Genomic DNA, 19,167 nt, shown 5'->3' on the forward strand with positions numbered 1-19,167 from the left:
AACCACGCCGCTGCGTGTTACTCCTGCCGTCGCCTTAGCCGTCAGGCCAGTAACGTCTGGGCTGATCCCTTCGATTTAGCAAGCACAGTCTCTATACAAAGTATTTTTTTATTTAGCGCGATTTTTTGAAGAAATACTTTCATAAGTTGCCCTTCCGAGCAGATGTTGGGGAGATGTATGCTAGTATTTTTTCAAATTCCTGCAGAAATTGAAAAAATACAGCCATGCCTAAAAAAACCGCACCCCTCATGCCGTCAGCCGAGCGGCTCCTGCGCCAGTTTGGTGAACGCATTGAGCTGGCTCGTAAGCGCCGTAAGATAACGGCGGCGCAAATGGCGGCGCGGGCAGGCATGAGCGCCCCCACGTTGAGAGCGCTGGAGAGTGGCAGCCCCGCTGTGACCATCGGCGCCTACGTTTCAGTGCTAGTAGCCTTGGGGTTGGAGAAGGACCTCGAATTGCTCGCACGCACAGATGAGTTAGGCCGTGATCTGCAAGATGCTGAGTTGAAAGGGCGCTCTGCGGTCGAGCACATCAAGCCAAAAGTACGGCTGCCCAGTGAGTTTCATTGGAACAACCTGGTCAGCGTTTCAGCGAAAGAGAATATTTCTACATCGCCAGCCGCTGACAGTCGGAGCCAGACAAGCTCTGAACTGGCCAAGAAACTTTTAGGGGACGACGATGCCTGAAAGGATTTTCGTCTACGCAGACTGGGATGAAACAGCACCGGTACTGCTTGGGACCCTTCATTCCCGCAGATTGGCAGGATCCGAGCGTATGGAATTTGAATACGCGCGGGCTGTTCTTCAAACCATCCACACTCAAATCGCCATCGACCCTCGGATTCAGCCTTACGAAGGACGGCAATATCCAGCGAGAAATTGCTTTGGGTGCGTATCGGACTCCTCACCTGATCGATGGGGGCGACTGCTGATGGATCGTCGCTTGGAGCGGGATAAAAGAGCAGGAGTTGTACCGCAGGACGCACGGCTATTTGACTCGGACTACCTCATCGGTGTCCACGACGTCTACCGGGTAGGGGGACTGCGTTTCAAAGTCGAGGAAGAGGGAGAGTTCCTTGATGACCATGTGGAGCAAGCCGCCCCACCCATGGCCCGCATGCGTGAGCTTGAAGAGGCTTCGCGTCGATTTGAAGCTGGAGAGGATTGGGGGGCTCAGGGTCAGGACTGGATTCGAATGCTCATTGCCCCAGGTGGCTCTCTGGGTGGAGCGAGGCCCAAGGCAAGCGTAGTAGATGACGATCACGCTCTCTGGATAGGAAAGTTCCCCAGTAATAGAGATACCCACGATGTAGGCGCTTGGGAGATGGTCGTCAACACATTGGCCCAAGGCTGTGAGCTATATGTTGCCGAAGGAAGAGCGCAACGATACGCAAGTGATCACCACTGTTTCATGGTTAAGCGTTTTGACAGAACAGCAGAGGGTGGGCGACTTCACTTTGCTTCAGCGATGACTCTGACGGAGCACCAGGATGGTGATGGGCATGAGACAGGGGCAAGCTATCTGGAGATTGCAGAGGTATTGATAAGGGCGGGTGCCGCACCCGAAGCAGATCTTCGCGAGCTTTGGCGAAGAATAGTCTTCAACATGCTGGTTTCGAATACTGACGATCATCTACGAAACCATGGCTTCCTATTAGTGCCAGGGCGCGGTTGGCGTCTTTCGCCTGCATATGACATGAACCCTGTCCCTGGCGACACTGGCTTGAGGCTCAACGTTTCAGAGGCAGATAACGCCATAGACCTTGATTTGGCAATGAGCGTGGCCGGCTACTTCCGCGTGTCTGCTGACGATGCCAGACAAACCATCGAGCGATTCCAGGGGGTCGTCAGAAAATGGCCCAGGGTCGCGCGCTATCTGGGAATTTCCTCTAATGAGCAGGAGCGGATGGCGCCAGCATTTGCGCTTGCCCGCTAAGCGCTACTCCAGAAAACACCGATCAAACAGATATACGCTACCCGGTCTGAGATTTTCTACCGTGCGTTGCGGGCGGCCGCCTTCGCCGCTTTTCTTGCGACCGGTTTCCTGCAGGTAACCGGCCTCGGTCATCTTCAGCAAACGCTGGCGCATGCTGGTCTTGAGCACCGGGCGGTCGAGCACCACGGAGAAAATATTCACCGCTTCCGGCGCGCTGAATTCCGGACCCAGGAACATCAGTGGCAGGCTGCTGTAGAGGGCCTTGGACAACAACCGCTCCTGGACAGCCGCCACCAGGCTGTTGTGATCGAAAGGAAGTTTGATCGAGGCGTCAGCGACGTCCTTGAGGGGGAAAAATCCCTGGTGTTCGGCGAGCTGGACCGCATCGCTGACAATCGCCAGGTAGAACGTCGAGGACGACCAGCAGCGTGGATCGCGGAATGCGTCGCCGACGGTGCCCACCTGTTCGATCCAGGCCAGCGGCATGCCGACCTTGTTTGAATGACGCAGGCGCTCCACGGCGTCGTTCAGTGTGAGGTCTTCGACACCACCATTGACCACGATCCCGGGCAGGGCCCAATGACCGGTGAACGGCTCGGCTTCCCGTCGGTTCAGGAGGATTTCCAGCGCCTGGGTCTCCCGGCAGAAGCGCAGCACACAGAGGTCGATGGTGTGCAGATAATCGCGCGCGGGGGCTGTGTTAGTGGGCATGTCGATTTCCGTGGGTAGCGTAAAGGTCATAGTTTAACGGGTTCATGCCGGGTGCCATCCAGTCGATGGGAAGCGGCTTGCCCAAGGCCAGTCGTTCGCGAACCCCTGTGCTGCGCACGTGGATCTTTTCCTCCACGCAAAGGATGGAAAAACGCTCCAGCAATTCCTGGCCGCGATAGAAGGTCGGCAGCTGATCCGCGACATCCCGACCCACCACCAACGCGATCCGCTTGCCGTCCAGGGCCAGGCTGTCGGCGAGGTGGGCGAGCAGGGTGTAGCTGTAGATTGCGCCTTCAACGCCACGGGCCACGACCTGTTCCACCCGGCTTGCCCGCACTTCGGCGCGGCACAGCGGCTGAACCTTCTCGACGATCGATTCCAGCCAGCTCAGGCGCACCTCATAGTCAACCATTTGCTTGCCGTAGGGATGCCGCAAGCTGGGGACCACCAGCACGCGTCTGGCCTGGCATGAGGCCTCGATCATCACCTGGGCGTGACCGGCGTGAGGAGGGTTGAAGGCACCGCCATAAAGGGCTATCTCGAACATGGCTTATCCTCTATTGGTACATGACATGTACTCTATCAGTAAAATCTTTCTGGTGAAAATCGGCTTTTAGCTGAGCCATAGGCACTGATTAGAGAAGGATCAGCAAAAATATTTTCTGCGAGTGGCTTGTTATGAAAGTACACATTATGTACTCTCGTGACCATGAAGAGGAGAAACCCAGCATGAACAGCCTGACCCGGAAAACCGCTTCCTTCGATGTCGATGCGCAAAAGAGCTTCACGCCGTTATGCCCCGATGAGCTTCCAGTGCCGGGCGGTGACCAGATTGGCGGCGAGCTGAATTTCATCGCGTCCCTGGCCAGCCTCCGTATCGGCAGCAAGGACGCCCATACGCCCCTGGCCCCATGGGTAGTCGCCGATCACGCGCAAATGTTCGTGCCCACCGGGCTCGAGCACGCCGACATCACCTGGGTCAGCCACTGCGTTCCTGGCACCGAAGGTTTTGCCTTGCTGGATCAACTGCCGACCCCCTACGACTACGACTATTTCGTCTGGAAGGGTGTCGAGCCGGATTTGCACCCGTACGGCGCCTGCTACCACGACCTGCACGGCAAGCTGTCCACCGGGGTGATCGAGTACCTCAAAAGTCTGGGTGTGGAGCAGGTCATTGTCGGTGGGCTGGCGCTGGATTTCTGCGTCAAGACCACCGCGCTGCAACTGGCCGCCGCCGGCTTCGAGGTGATCATTCACCTTCCGGCCTGCCGGGCCATCAGTGAGGAGGGGGCTCTTCAAGCCATTCACGACATGCAGCAAGCAGGCATTTCGGTTGCCGCGACTCGCGAAGAAACCATCCGCCTGGCAAACGCATAAGGAATTGACATGGACAGTGCATACGATTCAAGCAACGGCGTCATCCAGAGCCTTCTGGATACCGACTACTACACCTTCACCATGATGCAGGCGGTCTTGCACCAGCACCCGAATGTCGAGGTGGAATACCAGTTCATCGTGCGTTCCAAAGAGCGGCTCGGTCACCTGATCCCGGACATTCGTGTGGAGCTGGAGAAGCTCGCCGGGCTGCAGCTGCGCGAGGGGGAGCAGCGGTTTCTGTTCAACAAGCGTTTCCGTGAGTACCTGACACCGGACTTCGAACAGTTTCTCGGCCTGTTTCGCTTCAATTTGCGCTACATACATGTTTCGGAAGTCGACGGCCAACTGCACATCCGCGTCCGTGGGCCGATGCTGCACTGCATCATGTTCGAGCAACCGGTGTTGGCAATGGTCAGCGAACTGCGCAACCGCGAGAAATACCCCGAAGTCGAGTTGGCCGACGTCACCCGCAAGCTGTACCAGAAGTTCGAATGGCTGGAGAAAAATGCCAGTCGTGAAGAGCTCGCCGAGTTTCGCGTTTCAGACTTCTCCACCCGGCGGCGCCTGTCGTTCAGGGCCCAGCGTGAAGTGGTGAATGTGATGCGCAGCGATTTTCCTGGGGTCTTTGTCGGCACCAGTAACGCTCACTTGGCCTACGAGTTCGATCTGCCCCTGATCGGCACCATGGCTCACCAATGGTTGATGGTGCACCAGCAACTGGGGCGGTTACGCGAGAGCCAGAACGCAGCGTTGGAAAACTGGGTGCACGAGTATCGCGGCCGGCTCGGTATCGCCCTGACGGACTGCATCAGCACTGACTTCTTCCTCAAGGATTTCGACCTGTACTTCGCCAAGCTTTATGACGGCCTGCGCCAGGATTCCGGTGACCCGATCATCTGGGCTGACAAGGTGCTGGGGCGCTACCAGGAACTGGGCATCGATCCACGTACCAAGGACCTGATGTTCTCCGATGGCCTCAATTTCGAAAAGTGCCTGCCGATCCTGCGTCATGTTCGCGGCAAGGCCAAATTCGGTTTTGGCATGGGCACCAGCCTGGCCTGCGATGTTGACGGTGTCGAACCGCTGAGCATCGTCATGAAACTGGTGCGGGTCCACGGCGAGCCGGTGGTGAAGTTCTCCGACGATCCGATCAAGAACGTCTGCGAGGATGCCTCGTTTCTGCGGTACGCCGCCCAAGTGTTCAACGTTGCCCTGATCAATCCACAGTTGGGAGCCTGATATGACTACGCTTGCGCAAGACCGCATTGCCCGGGAACTGGGTATCGACCGCCAACTCACCCGGGGCGACGAAGCAACCGAGATTGCCCGCCGCATCGAATTCATAAAGCAGATATTGCGCGAGTCGGGTTGCAAGTCCCTGGTCCTGGGTATCAGTGGCGGCGTCGATTCGCTCACCGCCGGCCGTCTATGCCAGCTCGCGGTGGAGCAACTGCGGGGTGAAGACTACGCGGCGCGATTTATCGCCGTCCGGCTGCCGTACAAGGCCCAGGCGGACGAACAAGACGCCCAGGCTTCCCTGGACTTCATCCGCCCGGACTCGATCACCACCAGCAACATCGCTGCGTGTGTCGACGGGCTGATGGGCAGTATCGAAATCGATGGCTTGCAGCCTTCGGCCGAGCTCACCGACTTTGCCAAAGGCAACGCCAAGGCCCGGGCACGGATGCTGGCGCAATACGCTATTGCCAATCTGAGCAACGGGTTGGTGGTTGGCACCGATCATGGGGCAGAGGCGGTGATGGGGTTTTTCACCAAGTTCGGCGACGGCGCGTGCGACCTGGCACCGTTGTCCGGGCTGACGAAGACTCAGGTGAGAGGGTTGGCCGACGCGATGGGTGCCCCCGCGTACCTGGTGCGCAAGGCGCCGACCGCGGACTTGGAAGACCTGGCACCCGGCAAGTTGGATGAAGTGGCGTATGGCTGCAGCTACGAGGAAATCGATGCGTATCTGATGGGTGAAGAGGTACCGCCTCAGGCGCGACAGATCATCGAACGTGCCTATCTCAAAACGGCCCACAAACGAGCATTGCCACGGGTCCCGCCAACCCGATTCCAATGATGTTCAGATTCTGAAGGTGTTGACCATTTGTTGCAGGCGGCGCGACTGGTTTTCCAGTTCGGTGCAGGCCCGCAAGGTGGATTGCAAATTGCCGACCATTTCCTGGTTCAGGTCATTGATGTGGCTGATGTCGCGATCCAGATTGTCCACCACTGAGGTCTGTTCTTCGGTGGCGGTGGCGACGGACAAGTTGATCTCGTCGATCTCGCCGATGCCCAGCAGCACGCGATTGAGTCGCTCGCCCGCGAGCTTGGCGGCACTGACGTTGTCGTCGCTGTGACGCTGGCTTTCGAGCATGGCGCTCACGGCGCTGCCAGCACCTGCTTGCAGCTCCTCGATCATGCTGTGGATTTCCTGAGCTGATTGTTGGGTGCGATGGGCGAGCGTACGTACTTCGTCCGAGACCACCGCAAAACCGCGTCCGGCATCCCCGGCGCGGGCGGCCTCGATGGCGGCGTTAAGGGCCAGCAAGTTGGTCTGGTCGGAGATGCCTTTGATGACGTCGAGGATACGTCCGATCTTCAGCGTTTTTTCATTAAGGCTTTCGATGTCCCGGCGGGTATTGACCACTTGCGACGAGAGCTGCGACATGGCGCTGATATTGCGCTGCACCACAGACTGGCCTTCCTGGGTCTGATCCCGGGTATCCGAGGCTCGGCTTGACGCATGAGCGGCGCTGCGGGCGATTTCCTGGGCCGCGGCCCCAAGCTCATTGATTGCCGTGGCGACGTTATGGGTCAGGGCCGATTGAGTGTCAGAGCTTTTCAGGGAGGCGTTTGACGCCTGGCTGACCTGTGCCGCCAATTGGGTGAGCTGGATACTGGACGCCAGGACTTCCCGGATCGATTGCTGGATACGTTCGACGAAGCGATTGAACCCTCCCGCCATCATGCCGAACTCATCCCGGGACAGGCTGTGCAGGCGCTGGGTCAGGTCGCCTTCTCCATCGGCGATGGATTGCATGGCCAAGCCCATGCTGCGCAATGGTCGCATCAGGGCGTTGATCAACAGGCCTAGCAAACCGACCGTGACCAGCATGGCGATCAATGTGGCGACCAGCGCCGAGGTGCGGAATTCGTGGAGTGCGGCGTAGGCTTTGTCTTTATCCACCGAAAGACCGATGGACCAGTGCAGCGAGGGTAGGCCATTGATCGGCGTAAACGTGACAATCCGTGTTCGGCCGTTTTCCTGCACTTCATTCAAGGCGTTGTTGATGCTCGGCGGGCCTTCGGGGAACGCTTGTGTGAGAGTCTTGGTCACCAGTGTGTTGTCCGGGTGCACCAGGATCTTGCCGTCGTCGCTGACCAGGAAGGCATAGCCTATGCCGTTGAGGTCCACGGCATTGATGATTTTCGCGAGCTGCTCCAGGCTCAGGCTCGCACCCAGCACACCGACGGCCTTGCCATTGACCTTGATCGGAGCCGCCTGGGTCATGATCAGATAATCAATACCGGCACCGATGTAGGGTTCGGTCAGCACCGGTTCAAGGGTACGCGCCGCGTCTTTGTACCAGGCGCGCTGGCGAACGTCGTACCCGTCGGGCATTACCCGGTCGGGATGAATAAAGAAACGACTGTCTTCAAGGCCGGCGTAGCTGGCGATGAAGGTCTTTGTAATGATGTCCTGGGAGAGAATCGCGCCAATGGTCTGCGGGGTGGGATTGGCGGCGATGGTTTGGGCGGCACCTTCGATCAATAGGATCCGACCGGCCAGCCAGCTGTCGAGGTTCGCGCCTAGCAACTGGCCGGTGGCTTGTAAGTTGCGGTGCAGTGCTTCGCGGGTGCTGGCTTGCTGGCGATGGTCGTTGAACAACGAGAAAGACAGGAATACCGCCATCACGATGACGCAGGCACCCAGAAGAATCTTGTGCCCGAATTTCAGATTGATGCCCATGAGGAATTCTCGTCTGGTTTGTTTTTTTATGGATGGAACCCCCGCAGGCTCAGGGCTGGTCGAAGATTTAATGAGCGGGCAGATTTTGTCGAACTAGAAAAAACGATGGGTCATCGTGAGTTTTTTTGTGGGTATGAAAGAGGTGCGAATGGAGTTTTCAAAGTGGACCTCGGGTCCCGAACGGAGTGGGCAAATGACACAGGCAACCAGCACCAAAGATCGCGTACGCATCAAGCACGTCGAAGTCCTCTCGGACAATTGGTACGTGCTGCGCAAGACCACCTATGACTACCTCGGTCGCAACGGCCAATGGCGCGAGCTGACGCGCGAGACCTACGACCGTGGCAACGGCGCCACCATCCTGCTGTACAGCAAGGCCAAGCAGACCGTGGTACTGACCCGGCAATTCCGCTTCCCGGCCTTCGTCAATGGCCACGATGACCTGTTGATCGAAACCTGCGCCGGCCTGTTGGACAACGACGACCCGCACACCTGTATCCGCAAGGAAACCCAGGAAGAAACCGGCTATATCATCCAGGACGTGCGCAAGGTGTTCGAAGCCTTCATGAGCCCGGGTTCGGTGACTGAGCGGTTGCATTTTTTCGTCGGCGAGTACTTTGACGAAGACAAGCAGCACGAAGGCGGTGGCCTGGAAGAAGAAGGTGAAGAAATCGAAGTGCTGGAGCTGTCCCTCGACCAGGCCCTGGGCATGATCGAGACCGGAGAGATTTGCGACGGCAAGACCATCATGCTGTTGCAGTACGCCAAGCTGCATCGGTTGCTGGATTAGCCCCAGGCCTTCTGTGGGCGGACCTCAGCGCAGCCGTGTTCAAGGGCTGCGCGTTTTTTTGTTCAGCTGGATTGGGCCTCGCTGTCTTCCTGCATATCGTCCAGGTATTGCGGCTGGTCCGTCTGCTCCGGCAGTTCGGTCACGACGCTGAAGTCGCTGATTTCGATGGCGCCGACGCCATGACCGAGCAAATGAAAGGAAAACGCCTTGCGCTGCTGCGGGTTGTCGAAACTGATGTTCATCACCAGCGGCTGGTCGGGTGTCACCGCGACGTCGGTGGGCAGGTCCATCAGCACTTCCTTCTCGAACTCCTTGGCCTTGAGGGAAATGTAGGCGGCATGGTCAGCCTCCACGGTGCGGATGGTCAGGCTGACGCGGGTCTGTGAACCCTTGGGCATTTCCAGGTATTGGGCGCCGATCAGGTTGTCGGTCCAATCGTTGGTGACCTGGGCCGGCAGCGGGATTTTATCCGTGCTGCCGAATTGATAATGCTGGTTCAAGGGTGTGCGCATCAGGGTCTGGCCCAAGGCCATGGCCTGGGCTCCAATCAGCCTGGCGCGCTGGCCGCTGTATTGCCCGCCGTAGGTGGCGCGGTCGGCGATGAAGCCTTCGCTGGTGTAGTAACGGCAATGCTGGAGGAAGTCGCACTCGGTAAACGTGCCCTTGCCGTCGTGATAGCGCAGCTTGCCGTTGGTGAACGACATGATCTCCCGGCCCGTCGGGTAGTCCCTGAACAGCGAGCGGCCGGACAACGACGTGGGCACCGCAAAGCCGAAGTAATCGAGGATCGAGGCGGTCAGGTCGACGTGGCCGTAGGTCCCTGACTTGATCCGGGGCAACGGTTCCGGGGCCAGGGTCAGGTTGAATCCCCAGGACGACGCCAGGCGTACGTCGTCGATGCCGTGGGATTCGTCCGAGGTGATGACCACCAGGGTGTTCTCCAGGATGCCTTGGCGTTCCAGGCCCGCCAGGAAGCTCGCCAGTGCGTCATCCAGATAACCCACCGCCGCCTGCTTGGCGGTGTCGTAGCGTTGCAGGTATTCATCCGGCGCCGAGTAGGGCTGGTGCGTGCCCACGGTCAGCAGGGTCAGCATCCAGGGCTTGTCCGTTTGTTGCAGTTGCCCGACGTAGTCCAGCGCGCCTTCGAAGAAGGTCCTGTCGTCCTTGCCCCACGGGAATTCCAGGTAGGCGGGACGAGTGAACCACTCCATGCCCAGGGTCGTGTCGAAGCCGATGTGCGGCATGATCCGATCCTTGGCCATGAACCGCAGGCCCGCGCCCTGGAGGAAATGCGTGGAAAAGCCGTTCTGGCGCAACTGGGCCGGTAGACAGGCCTGGTTGCGCTGGGTCTGGTTGAGCATTTCGACGCCTTTGGGCGTACCGTCGTCGAGTTTGTCGTAGTCGCCACACAGCATCGCGTACAAGCCACGAATGGTCTGATGGCTGTGCAGGACGTAATCGGGGGTGTTCATGCCGCGCTCGGCCCAGGCACTGAGGTGCGGCATCAGGTTCTCCTGATAGCTGCTTTTCAGGGCCTGACGGTTGGCGCTGACGTAGGCCCCGGGAATGCCCTCCAGGGCGATGACCAGGACGTTGCGTGCACGCCCCGGTTCGGCCAGCAACCTGTTGCCATCGAGGTCCAGGCGGGTCAGCCCTGCCATGGCCGGGGCTGGGTCCACTGTATCGCCGTCGAGCCATTGCCGGGCTTGATCCTGCCCGGCGGCGATACCCGCCGTGACGAGTTGGTGAGGCAGGTTGAACACATTCCATTGGTCCGCCTCGCTGGGGCGCCAGGACTGCAACGCGCCGTGGCCCATCAGGAGCAACACGGGCACGGCCCAGGCGTGACGAGGCAAGCGTGGCGCCTGGCGTGGGCGGTGGGTCCATTGGATCGCCAGCCAGAACGCCAGCGCGGCCAACTGGAGCGCGGCCAGCCACGGATGAGCGAAGCCGCCGCTGGTGGAATTTTCAACGAACTGCGGGTCGGTCAGATAATGAATGTCCGAAGGATTGGGCATTCGCCCGACCGCGCTGACCAACTCGATGCTGGCCAGGGTCAACGCACTCCAGGCCAGCAATACCGGCAATGCCAGCCACCAGGGGCGACGGTAAAGCAACGCGATCAGTAGCCCACCGATGCCCAGGTCCGACAGATAACCCAGCGGGTCGGACCAGCCCAGGGCCAGGCGCAGGCCCATGGGGACGAGTAATACGCAGCCAATCAGGGCGATGAGGGAGGCGAGGGGATGGGTTAAGTGGCGGTAAAAAACTTTCACAGCAGGTCTTCCAGTTGAAGCCAATCCATTAAACAGCACGCGATGACCCTGTGGGAGCGAGCCTGCTCGCGATAGCGTTGTGTCAGTCGATAAGAATTTGTGCTGATCGACGCTATCGCGAGCGGGCTCGCTCCCACAAAGGGGGTTCACCCACAGGGTGGTCTTACAGTCATTAAACTGTCACAAAAATGGATGGTACCAAGCACAGTCGCCAGCGGTCGGGCCAATGTCCCAGTGTCCGGCGGCGTTACGCTGTGGTTCACTGGCCCAGGTCTCTACAATGGCCGTGTAGCGCGGCTTTGGGCCGGGTAAAAAACTTGTATCAGGATTTCTCATCGGGGGATGGATGGACAGGTTCCAGGAAATGCAGGTTTTCCTTGCCGTGGCCCAGGAGTCGGGGTTTTCGGCGGCGGCGCGGCGCCTGGGGCTGTCGGCGGCCAGCGTCACGCGGGCGGTGGCGGCGTTGGAGCAACGCATCGGCACGCCCTTGCTGGTGCGCACCACGCGCAATGTGTACCTGAGCGAAGCTGGCCAGCGTTTTCTCGAGGACTGTCGCCGGATCTTGAGCGATTTGCAGGAAGCCGAGGATTCGGCGGCCGGTAGCCACGTCCAGCCCCGTGGGCAGCTGACGATTACCGCACCGGTGCTGTTCGGTCAGTCGTTCGTCACGCCGTTACTGGTGGATTACCTGCAGCGGTTTCCCGAGGTCTGCATCAACGCCTTGCTATTGGACCGCACGGTCAGCCTGGCCGAGGAGGGCATCGACGTTGCCCTGCGTATTGGCGAACTGCCGGATAGCAACCTGCACGCCGTGCGTGTCGGTGAAGTGCGGCGGGTGGTGTGCGGCTCCCCTGATTTCTTCGCGCGCCATGGGCGGCCCCGGCATCCGGATGACTTGGAACGAATGCCCGTGGTGGCGTCATCGGCCATTGGCCAGGTCAAAAGCTGGACCTTCGTCGACTCGGGCCAACCGTTGGCCGTCCGGCCCGTGCCTAGGCTGGTGGTGACGGCCAACCAGGCCGCGATCACCGCCGCCTGCCAGGGACTGGGGATGACGCGAGTGCTGTCTTATCAGGTGACGGGCAACGTGGCCGCTGGTGAACTGGAAATCGTCCTGGCCGATTTCGAATTGCCGCCTCTGCCGATCCATGTGGTGTACCAGGGCGGACGCAATGCGCCCGCGCGGGTCCGTAGCTTTGTCGACTTCGTCGTCAGTGCGTTGCGCGAACATCCGGCTTTGAATGGCTGAAGCATTATTTCTTTGGGCGAAACAATGGATTGCGTTTCTGGGTGATTCTCTTGTTTTTGCCTGGAGCGGAAGATGACTCCATCGACGCCGTTGTGCTGATGGCGTCACTTGCAGCGGAGTCGACCATGAACCCTATCAAGCACTATCACTTCCCGCTTTCCGGCCATTCCCATCGCGTTCAACTGATGCTTTCGTTGCTCGGGCTACCTGTCGAGGAGATCTTCGTCGACTTGGCCAAAGGGGCGCACAAACAGGCGGATTTCCTGGCGCTCAATGCGTTTGGCCAGGTCCCGGTCATTGACGATGACGGTGTGGTATTGGCGGATTCCAATGCGATCCTGGTGTACCTGGCGCTCAAATATGGCGAGGGCCGTTGGTTGCCGAGCGATCCAATCGGCGCCGCCCGGGTGCAGCGCTGGTTGTCGGCGGCGGCCGGGCCGATTCATGCGGGGCCGGCCACGGCGCGGCTGATCACGGTGTTTGGCGCGCCCTACAACGCCGAGGACGTGATTGCCCGTTCCCACAACGTGCTGAAAGTCATTGATCAGGAATTGAGCAGCCGCGCTTATCTGGCGGGTGATACGGTGACCATCGCGGACATCGCCGGCTACAGCTACATCGCCCATGCACCGGAAGGTAATGTGTCGTTGGAGGACTATGCCAATGTACGGGCCTGGCTGGCGCGGATCGAAGCCTTGCCCGGGTTCGTGGGCATGCCGCGTACGATTGCCGGGTTGCAAAAGCAGGCCTGAGCATTTGAATGGGGGGGCTGTGTGGCGAGGGAGCTTGCTCCCGCTGGGTTGCGAAGCAACCCCCTGAAAAGGGCGCGCGGTGTGCCTGGCATGGCTGCGGTGTCGGCTTTGGGGCTGCTGCGCAGCCCAGCGGGAGCAAGCTCCCTCGCCACAGGGTGAGCTATGTCCCGGTACAAACACGGATCCAGTTGGGGGGATCAGGCGTAGGAAAGCGCCTTTTCCTCCAGCAGTTCCTCGTACAGTCGCACCCACTTGTGGCCCATCTCCTCGGAAGTGAACAACTGCCGGTAACGGGCTTCGGCCCTGGCACCCATGGCCTGGGCTTGTGCCGGGTTTTCCCACAGGGTGCGCATCGCTTCGCGGAACGCCTCGGGATCGCTCGGTGGCACCACCAGGCCGGTTTCGTCGTGGATATTGATGTAGCTGGTACCGGTGCCGATTTCGCTGGAGATCATCGGCTTGCCGGACATCGCGCCTTCGAGCAGGGAGATACCAAAGGCTTCGGAGCGCAGATGCGAAGGAAACACGATGGCATAACTCAGTTCCAGCAGCGCGACCTTGTCTTCATCCCCCAGGCGTCCGAGGAAATGCAGGTTGCGCAGGCCCAAGGCTTTCGCCTGGGCGTGCAGTTGTTTTTCCAGCGGGCCGGCGCCCACAATGACTACGGGGTAATCCACGCCTTTGAGGGCGTCGAGCAGAATGTGCAGGCCTTTGTAGTAACGCATCACCCCCACGAACAAAAAGAACCGCTCCCCTAGTTTTGCCTTCCACTCCGCCATGCGCTCGGGGTCAGGCTGTGGATAACTGGTCTTGTTCAGGCCGTAGGTGATGATCCGGGTCTTGGCGCTGTATTCCTTGAGTACATCGCTGGTACGAACATAGTTCGGTGAGGCGGCGACGATACGGTCAGCGCCGTCCAGGAAGCGTCGCATCAGCGGCCGATAAAGCTTGAGCAGGTGCCGCTGGCGAACGATGTCCGAATGGTAGGTCACGACGTAGGGCTTTTTCATGGCACTGCAAAAATGCACCAGGTCCATGAATGGCCAGGGGAAGTGGTAGTTGATCACGTCCGCTTCGGCGGCCAGCTCACGGAATTTCTTGAAAACGCTGTAGGAGAAACCGGTGGACGCCAGTTGGAAGTCCATTCGGGCTTGATGGACGACATGCTGTCGGATCTTGATCGGCTCGGGCGCGGGCTGCCTGCTCAGGGTCAACACGGTGTTATCGATATTCAACCGGTCAGTGCTGTCGCACAGCTGGAAGATGACCTGTTCGATGCCGCCCATGGAGTCGGGCAGATAGGTTTTGAAAAAGTGCAGGACTCGCATTCAACCTCCCAATACCTGGCGATACGCTTGGGCGGTGACCTTTGCACAGCGTTCCCAGGAAAACAGCGCCGCTTGTTGCAACCCCGCCTCGCGACACGCTTGCCAGTGCGGGTGATCTTCCATCAACCGGCTCATGGCGTCGCGCATGCCTTGCGGATTGTCCGGCTCGCAGTAATTGCCAGCGGGTCCCGCCACCTCGGGCATCGCCGAGTGACGGGTGGTAATCACCGGTGTGCCACTGGCCATGGCTTCAAGCACCGGTAGGCCAAAGCCTTCGTAGTAAGACGGGAAAATCAGTGCCCGTGCTCCCGCCAATAGCTGGGCGACCTGTTCGTCAGGCAGGTAACCCGCCAGGCAAACATGACCGTCAGCCAGGGCGCATTTCAACTCATCATTGAGCTGTGCCTGTTGCCATCCGCTCATTCCTACGATGAACAGGGGAAAGGTCTGACGCACTGATTCCGGGAGCCCGGCATGGGCGCGCAGGGCCAACGACAGGTTCTTGCGGGGTTCCAGGGTGCCGACACAGAGAAAATAACGGCGGTGCTCCAGGCCATGGGCCTTGAGCACGGCGTCGATCGCTTCCGGTTCGCGTGGGTGGAAACGTGCCGCCACCCCCAGCGGCGCGACCCTCAGGCGCTCGGCAGGCAGGCCAAAATGCTGCTGGGCTTCATCGGCGATGAACTGCGAATCGGTCAGGATCAGTTGCGCCTGTTCCACCGCGCGACCGAGCCGTCGCTCGATTTCCTTCAGGCGTGCCGGTGGTTGTGTTTCGGGGTAGCGCAGGTGCGTGAGGTCATGGAGGGTGATCACCATCGGCCCTTCGAAATCCAACGGCCAGAGGCTGGGTTCGTGATACAGGTCGATGGCCTTTGAACGGCCTTGATCGAAACGTTTCTGCTCCAGCCAGCGCCGTGCCTGATAGGCGCCCGGAACCCGTCGCAGCAAGGGGCTTAGCTTTGAATAACCAGGCTTGGCTGTTTGCGGCAATTGCGGGCTCCAGCCCCAGCCGTGGAACAGTGACAGCTGTACATCCGGTTCCCTGGTCAAGGCAGTCGCCAGCTCGGCTACGTAGTGGCCGATGCCGGTGCGTGGTGCCTGGAGAATGCGCGCGTTGAGGGCTATCCGCATGCTGTTTCCCTGTCGGGGACCACTTCACTGATGTGGCACTCGATCCGCTCCACCAATTGCGCACTGGCCTGGCGCCAGCTCAGCCATTGCCATTGATCCAGGTTACGAGTGGCCGGGAATACTCCGGTACGTTCCATCTCGATGACCAGGTTCGCCAGGCTTTGCGGATCGTCGAGATCGAAATAGGTCATGAACTCGCCGCCGATTTCCCGAAACACTGCGATGTCGCTGCCCATTGCCGGCAAGCCGCGTTGCATGGCCTCCACCAACGGCAGGCCGAAGCCTTCCACGTAGGATGGGAACACCAGTGCAGTAGAGTGTCGATAGGCGTGTTCCAGGCTTTGGTCCACCAGGTTGTTGAACATGAACAGGCGGCTGTCGAGTTGTGGATGACGCCGGATTCGTTCGATCAAGCCCTCGCACTTCCAGCCGATTTTCCCGACGATACACAGCCGTGCCTGGGAACCGGCGGCCCAGGCACGCTCGAATGCATCGAGCAGATAAGCGTGGTTTTTCCGCGGTTCGATGGTGCTGACCATCAGGAACACCGGCTCGGGGCGCTTAAACAGCCTCTGCAAATTCGGGTCGACGGTGTGGGTGGGGTCAATCTGGTCCAGTTCGCTGCCCAGGTGGAAATAATCGAACCAGCGTTCCTGTACCTGCTGCTCGCCAATGCGCCGGACCATTTCCTGGCGAAGCTGGTCGCGGATGGTGGTGGAGATGGCGATGTAGCCGTCGGCGGTGCGGGCGATCCAATCGAACCAACGGTTGAACACCCTCACCAGCCCGGCGTCGCAGAATTGTGGATGGGTCAGGGGAATCAGATCGTAGACCACCGAGATGATCCCGACGCCATCACGCTTGAGCTGTTCGGCCAGAGGAAAGAAATCGGCGTGCCAGGAGGAGTCCAGCAACACCAACTGGTCCCCGGCCCGGTGTTGTAGCGGCACGATGCGCGCCGGGATTTGCCGGTGCCTGAGAAGCAGATTGAGCAGACGAATCGGGAGGCTCAGGCAGCCAAAGACAAACAGCCGACAGCCGGCATATAGCAGGCGGCGAGCCCAGACCGACTGGCTGAAGGGGAACCGCGATTCCAGCGTCCGGTGCCTGAGCCAGAACAGATTGGCTGTTTGCTCCAGCCGTGCGCGCAGGCTGGCCAGGTCCCATGCTTTTTTGGGCGGTGGTGCCAGGCTTTTAACCTCGTAGAGCTTGCCTTGCAGCATCACGACGGGAATGCATTCGCGCTCCAGGTCCTTGGCGGGCAGCTCGCGGATGACATTGCGCACGACCCTCTGGATCCCGGAGTTTGCCTTTGGATTTTCATAGACATAGGTGCATTCCACCAACAGACGGCTCATGGCAACTCCTTTTGCGGCACCGCTTCGACGGCAGTCTGGCTCGAACGCCGGATGCTGGTTTCGGCCTGGAGCCAGGAACAGCCGACGAAATCCTCCTGGCGATTATTGATGACGTGAAACACCAACCCGTAGTCGCGCCATTCGAAATTACGGTCCAGGTGCGAGTCCAGCCGCGACAGGCTGAGCGCGACGGAGTAATTGCCCTTGCCCAGGCGCATGTCGAAACTGAAGCGGAAGGTGATCTGTTCGCCGGCCTTGAGGTCGGTCACGGCTTTGTCCTGGCGATGGGTGTTGATCCCGTACATGGGCTGGCCAAGTCGGTCCTTGATCAAGAAGCCCAGCACCAGCCGCTCAATGTCCTGGCGGATTTCAACCCGCACTTGCAACACCATCGGCTGGCCGATCTCGGCCACTTCCACCGACTGCCCCTGGCTGTTGAGCAGTTGTACATCGATGATGCCCGCCTCGCCGGTGCCGGAAATGGTGCGCACCTGGCCGTTGGCGAGCATCTCCTGGCGCACCACCTGGCCCTCGCGCTGGGCCAGCATCGCGTTGTAGTAATCCATCACTTCTTCCGGCTTGCCGCGCATGGCCATGCGCCCGTGTTCGAGCAGGATGGCGGTGTCGCAGATCGACTGGATCGCCGAGCGATCGTGAGACACGATCAGCAGCGTGGTGCCGGCCTTGCGGAAGCTGCGGATGCGTTCGAAGCTCTTGTGCTGGAAATAGGCATCGCCCACCGACAGCGCCTCGTCGACGATCAGGATATCCGGGCGCCGGGCGGTGGCGACGCTGAACGCCAGACGCATCTGCATGCCGCTGGAATAGGTGCGCACCGGCTGGTCGATGGCTTCACCGATTTCGGCAAACCCCTCGATCTCGGGCATCAAGGCTTCGATTTCCTCCACCTGCATGCCCAGCAACTGACCGGCCATGAACGCGTTCTGGCGGCCGGTGAAGTCCGGATGAAAGCCCATGCCCAATTCCAGCAACGCGGCGACGCGGCCTTGCAACTGGATGTGGCCGCAGGTCGGTTGGGTGGTGCCGGTGATCATTTTGAGCAAAGTGCTTTTGCCGGCACCGTTGACCCCGACGATGCCGACGGCTTCCCCGGGCTGGATCTCGAAATCCACACCTTGCAGGATCCAGTGCAGTTGATGGCGCGGGCGGGAAAAGGGGATCAGCCATTCGAACAGCCGGCTCCAGCGGTTCGGATACTGCTTGTAGGCTTTGCCCAGGCCGGTGACGCGCAAATGTCCCATCAGAGTTCATCCACCATTTCACCGCCGCGTCGGCGAAACATGCGCAGGCCCAAGGTGCATAACAGCAGGCCGGCCACCAGCAACGGCACCAGCGAGCTCCAGACCGGCCACTGGTTGTAGAGAAACAGGTTCTGATAGCTCTGCATCAGGGCGGTCATGGGGTTGAAGGCGAGCAGTTGCTGGATCGACGGCGGCAGGATGGTCATCGGGTAAACGATCGGCGTGAGCCAGAACCAGAATTGCAGGCAAATGCCGAACAACTGCCCGACATCGCGGAAAAATACATTGAGGATCCCCAGCAGCATGCCCAGCCCGGCGGCGAACAGCACTTGCAGGGCCAGCAACGGCACCAAGGCCAGCAAGGTCATGCCCGGCCAGCGCCCGGTGATCAGCAGGAAACCGAGAAACAGCCCGAGGATGATCGCGAAGTTGATCCCGGCGTTGAACAGTACGATCACCGGCAGGCAGATCCGGGGGAAGCTGATTTTCTTCAGCAGGTTGGCGTTTTCCAGGAACATGCCCTGGCTGCGGGTGGTGATTTCCGCGAACAAACCCCAGGTCAGTAGCCCGGCACAGAGGTAGACGCTGTAGGCCATGCCGTCTTCCACCCCGGGCAGACGGGCACGCATGATGTGGGAAAAAATCACCGTGTAGACGAGGATCATCGACAACGGGTTGAGCACCGTCCACAACGCGCCGAACAGCGAGTTGCGATAGCGTGCCTGGAACTCGCGCTTGACGCTGCCAAGGATAAAGCCACGGTGACTCCACAGCGAGTAGTGCAAGCTCAGCAACATGGGTTGGCCCTGAAGTAGTGATCCTCAGTGCGAACGATGTCGTCTTCCCCCAGGTGTTTGTCACTTTGCACTTCGATTATCACCCGATCGATCACTCTAGGGTTTTTCAAGCAAAGCTTGTGGCCTGCGGAGATAAAAGTCGATTCATTCTTGGTGATCAGGTGCGAGCCCGAGCCGTTGTTGATGACCTTAGCCATGCCTTCAGTCACCGCCCAATGTTCGTTGTGA

The 19,167-nt window shown here is 59.7% G+C and carries 17 protein-coding genes and 1 pseudogene; 8 read left to right on the forward strand and 10 right to left on the reverse strand.

What is annotated here, in order from left to right; translation table 11 throughout:
* The first annotated feature begins 224 nt into the window (after window positions 1-224).
* Window positions 225-686, forward strand: a complete 462-nt coding sequence (locus GN234_RS18515) for a helix-turn-helix domain-containing protein (RefSeq protein WP_109752823.1) — start codon at window positions 225-227, stop codon at window positions 684-686.
* Entirely contained in the window at window positions 679-1,935 is a 1,257-nt protein-coding gene (locus GN234_RS18520) for a type II toxin-antitoxin system HipA family toxin (protein WP_116833802.1), read from the forward strand. The genes GN234_RS18515 and GN234_RS18520 overlap by 8 nt, the downstream gene beginning before the upstream one ends.
* A 3-nt stretch (window positions 1,936-1,938) precedes the next feature.
* On the opposite strand, the gene GN234_RS18525 is transcribed toward GN234_RS18520, so the two are convergent.
* Window positions 1,939-2,646, reverse strand: coding sequence for an NUDIX hydrolase (locus tag GN234_RS18525; protein ID WP_116833801.1), 708 nt, complete (start codon window positions 2,644-2,646; stop codon window positions 1,939-1,941).
* On the reverse strand, window positions 2,636-3,193 hold the full coding sequence (locus GN234_RS18530) for an adenylyltransferase/cytidyltransferase family protein (RefSeq protein ID WP_116833800.1): 558 nt from the start codon (window positions 3,191-3,193) through the stop codon (window positions 2,636-2,638). The genes GN234_RS18525 and GN234_RS18530 overlap by 11 nt, the downstream gene beginning before the upstream one ends.
* A 182-nt stretch (window positions 3,194-3,375) precedes the next feature.
* Here GN234_RS18530 and GN234_RS18535 point away from each other — a divergent pair, with 182 nt between their 5' ends.
* The 3 genes from GN234_RS18535 to nadE are packed head-to-tail and all read left to right on the forward strand — an operon-like array spanning window position 3,376 to window position 6,103.
* Window positions 3,376-4,023 (forward strand): nicotinamidase, encoded by a 648-nt coding sequence (locus tag GN234_RS18535; protein WP_109752819.1) that lies wholly within the window; start codon window positions 3,376-3,378, stop codon window positions 4,021-4,023.
* Window positions 4,024-4,032: 9 nt separating this feature from the next.
* Complete coding sequence (gene pncB / locus GN234_RS18540; protein ID WP_163856039.1) at window positions 4,033-5,262, forward strand: nicotinate phosphoribosyltransferase; 1,230 nt, start codon at window positions 4,033-4,035, stop codon at window positions 5,260-5,262.
* A gap of 1 nt (window position 5,263) precedes the next feature.
* Window positions 5,264-6,103: an ammonia-dependent NAD(+) synthetase gene (gene nadE / locus GN234_RS18545; protein WP_116833797.1), complete on the forward strand. Its 840-nt coding sequence runs from the start codon at window positions 5,264-5,266 to the stop codon at window positions 6,101-6,103.
* Between the two features lie 3 nt (window positions 6,104-6,106).
* Here the strand turns inward: nadE and GN234_RS18550 are convergent, their stop codons facing one another.
* The gene (locus tag GN234_RS18550) at window positions 6,107-7,996 is read right to left on the reverse strand and encodes a methyl-accepting chemotaxis protein (protein ID WP_109752816.1); all 1,890 of its coding nucleotides are present in this window, start codon (window positions 7,994-7,996) and stop codon (window positions 6,107-6,109) included.
* 193 nt (window positions 7,997-8,189) lie between these two features.
* Between GN234_RS18550 and nudK the strand changes: the two genes are divergently transcribed.
* Window positions 8,190-8,786 (forward strand): GDP-mannose pyrophosphatase NudK, encoded by a 597-nt coding sequence (gene nudK / locus GN234_RS18555; RefSeq protein WP_109752815.1) that lies wholly within the window; start codon window positions 8,190-8,192, stop codon window positions 8,784-8,786.
* 62 nt (window positions 8,787-8,848) lie between these two features.
* On the opposite strand, the gene GN234_RS18560 is transcribed toward nudK, so the two are convergent.
* Complete coding sequence (locus GN234_RS18560; RefSeq protein WP_116833795.1) at window positions 8,849-11,062, reverse strand: LTA synthase family protein; 2,214 nt, start codon at window positions 11,060-11,062, stop codon at window positions 8,849-8,851.
* A 346-nt stretch (window positions 11,063-11,408) separates the two neighbouring features.
* Between GN234_RS18560 and GN234_RS18565 the strand changes: the two genes are divergently transcribed.
* Together GN234_RS18565 and GN234_RS18570 are read left to right on the forward strand one after the other, a co-directional pair.
* A complete protein-coding gene (locus tag GN234_RS18565; protein ID WP_176688879.1) occupies window positions 11,409-12,311 on the forward strand; it encodes a LysR family transcriptional regulator in 903 nt (300 codons plus the stop codon).
* A gap of 125 nt (window positions 12,312-12,436) precedes the next feature.
* Window positions 12,437-13,063, forward strand: coding sequence for a glutathione S-transferase family protein (locus tag GN234_RS18570; protein WP_163856045.1), 627 nt, complete (start codon window positions 12,437-12,439; stop codon window positions 13,061-13,063).
* Window positions 13,064-13,260: 197 nt separating this feature from the next.
* Here the strand turns inward: GN234_RS18570 and GN234_RS18575 are convergent, their stop codons facing one another.
* From GN234_RS18575 to GN234_RS18600, 6 genes and pseudogenes are all read right to left on the reverse strand, one after another.
* Complete coding sequence (locus tag GN234_RS18575) at window positions 13,261-14,391, reverse strand: glycosyltransferase family 4 protein (RefSeq protein ID WP_176688880.1); 1,131 nt, start codon at window positions 14,389-14,391, stop codon at window positions 13,261-13,263.
* Entirely contained in the window at window positions 14,392-15,522 is a 1,131-nt protein-coding gene (locus GN234_RS18580; protein ID WP_176688881.1) for a glycosyltransferase family 4 protein, read from the reverse strand.
* The gene (locus GN234_RS18585) at window positions 15,513-16,880 is read right to left on the reverse strand and encodes a glycosyltransferase family 4 protein (protein WP_176688882.1); all 1,368 of its coding nucleotides are present in this window, start codon (window positions 16,878-16,880) and stop codon (window positions 15,513-15,515) included. Before GN234_RS18585 ends, GN234_RS18580 begins: the two co-directional genes overlap by 10 nt.
* Window positions 16,877-18,142, reverse strand: a complete 1,266-nt coding sequence (locus tag GN234_RS18590; protein ID WP_109752808.1) for an ABC transporter ATP-binding protein — start codon at window positions 18,140-18,142, stop codon at window positions 16,877-16,879. Before GN234_RS18590 ends, GN234_RS18585 begins: the two co-directional genes overlap by 4 nt.
* On the reverse strand, window positions 18,142-18,939 hold the full coding sequence (locus GN234_RS18595) for an ABC transporter permease (RefSeq protein WP_176688883.1): 798 nt from the start codon (window positions 18,937-18,939) through the stop codon (window positions 18,142-18,144). Before GN234_RS18595 ends, GN234_RS18590 begins: the two co-directional genes overlap by 1 nt.
* Window positions 18,930-19,163 (reverse strand): annotated as a pseudogene (locus GN234_RS18600) (cupin domain-containing protein); the annotation flags it as partial. The gene GN234_RS18595 and the pseudogene GN234_RS18600, both read right to left, overlap by 10 nt.
* Window positions 19,164-19,167: the final 4 nt, after the last annotated feature.

It is taken from the genome of Pseudomonas bijieensis (genome assembly GCF_013347965.1).
Classification (GTDB): domain Bacteria; phylum Pseudomonadota; class Gammaproteobacteria; order Pseudomonadales; family Pseudomonadaceae; genus Aquipseudomonas; species Aquipseudomonas bijieensis.

Coding starts and splice junctions, on each gene's coding strand:
- GN234_RS18565 (WP_176688879.1), top strand. CDS start 11,409: ATGGACAGGTTCCAGGAAATGCAGGTTTTCCTTGCCGTGGCCCAGGAG.
- GN234_RS18585 (WP_176688882.1), bottom strand. CDS start 16,880: ATGAGCCGTCTGTTGGTGGAATGCACCTATGTCTATGAAAATCCAAAG.
- GN234_RS18575 (WP_176688880.1), bottom strand. CDS start 14,391: ATGCGAGTCCTGCACTTTTTCAAAACCTATCTGCCCGACTCCATGGGC.
- GN234_RS18520 (WP_116833802.1), top strand. CDS start 679: ATGCCTGAAAGGATTTTCGTCTACGCAGACTGGGATGAAACAGCACCG.
- GN234_RS18515 (WP_109752823.1), top strand. CDS start 225: ATGCCTAAAAAAACCGCACCCCTCATGCCGTCAGCCGAGCGGCTCCTG.
- nadE (WP_116833797.1), top strand. CDS start 5,264: ATGACTACGCTTGCGCAAGACCGCATTGCCCGGGAACTGGGTATCGAC.
- GN234_RS18530 (WP_116833800.1), bottom strand. CDS start 3,193: ATGTTCGAGATAGCCCTTTATGGCGGTGCCTTCAACCCTCCTCACGCC.
- nudK (WP_109752815.1), top strand. CDS start 8,190: ATGACACAGGCAACCAGCACCAAAGATCGCGTACGCATCAAGCACGTC.
- pncB (WP_163856039.1), top strand. CDS start 4,033: ATGGACAGTGCATACGATTCAAGCAACGGCGTCATCCAGAGCCTTCTG.
- GN234_RS18590 (WP_109752808.1), bottom strand. CDS start 18,142: ATGGGACATTTGCGCGTCACCGGCCTGGGCAAAGCCTACAAGCAGTAT.
- GN234_RS18595 (WP_176688883.1), bottom strand. CDS start 18,939: ATGTTGCTGAGCTTGCACTACTCGCTGTGGAGTCACCGTGGCTTTATC.
- GN234_RS18525 (WP_116833801.1), bottom strand. CDS start 2,646: ATGCCCACTAACACAGCCCCCGCGCGCGATTATCTGCACACCATCGAC.
- GN234_RS18550 (WP_109752816.1), bottom strand. CDS start 7,996: ATGGGCATCAATCTGAAATTCGGGCACAAGATTCTTCTGGGTGCCTGC.
- GN234_RS18580 (WP_176688881.1), bottom strand. CDS start 15,522: ATGCGGATAGCCCTCAACGCGCGCATTCTCCAGGCACCACGCACCGGC.
- GN234_RS18570 (WP_163856045.1), top strand. CDS start 12,437: ATGAACCCTATCAAGCACTATCACTTCCCGCTTTCCGGCCATTCCCAT.
- GN234_RS18535 (WP_109752819.1), top strand. CDS start 3,376: ATGAACAGCCTGACCCGGAAAACCGCTTCCTTCGATGTCGATGCGCAA.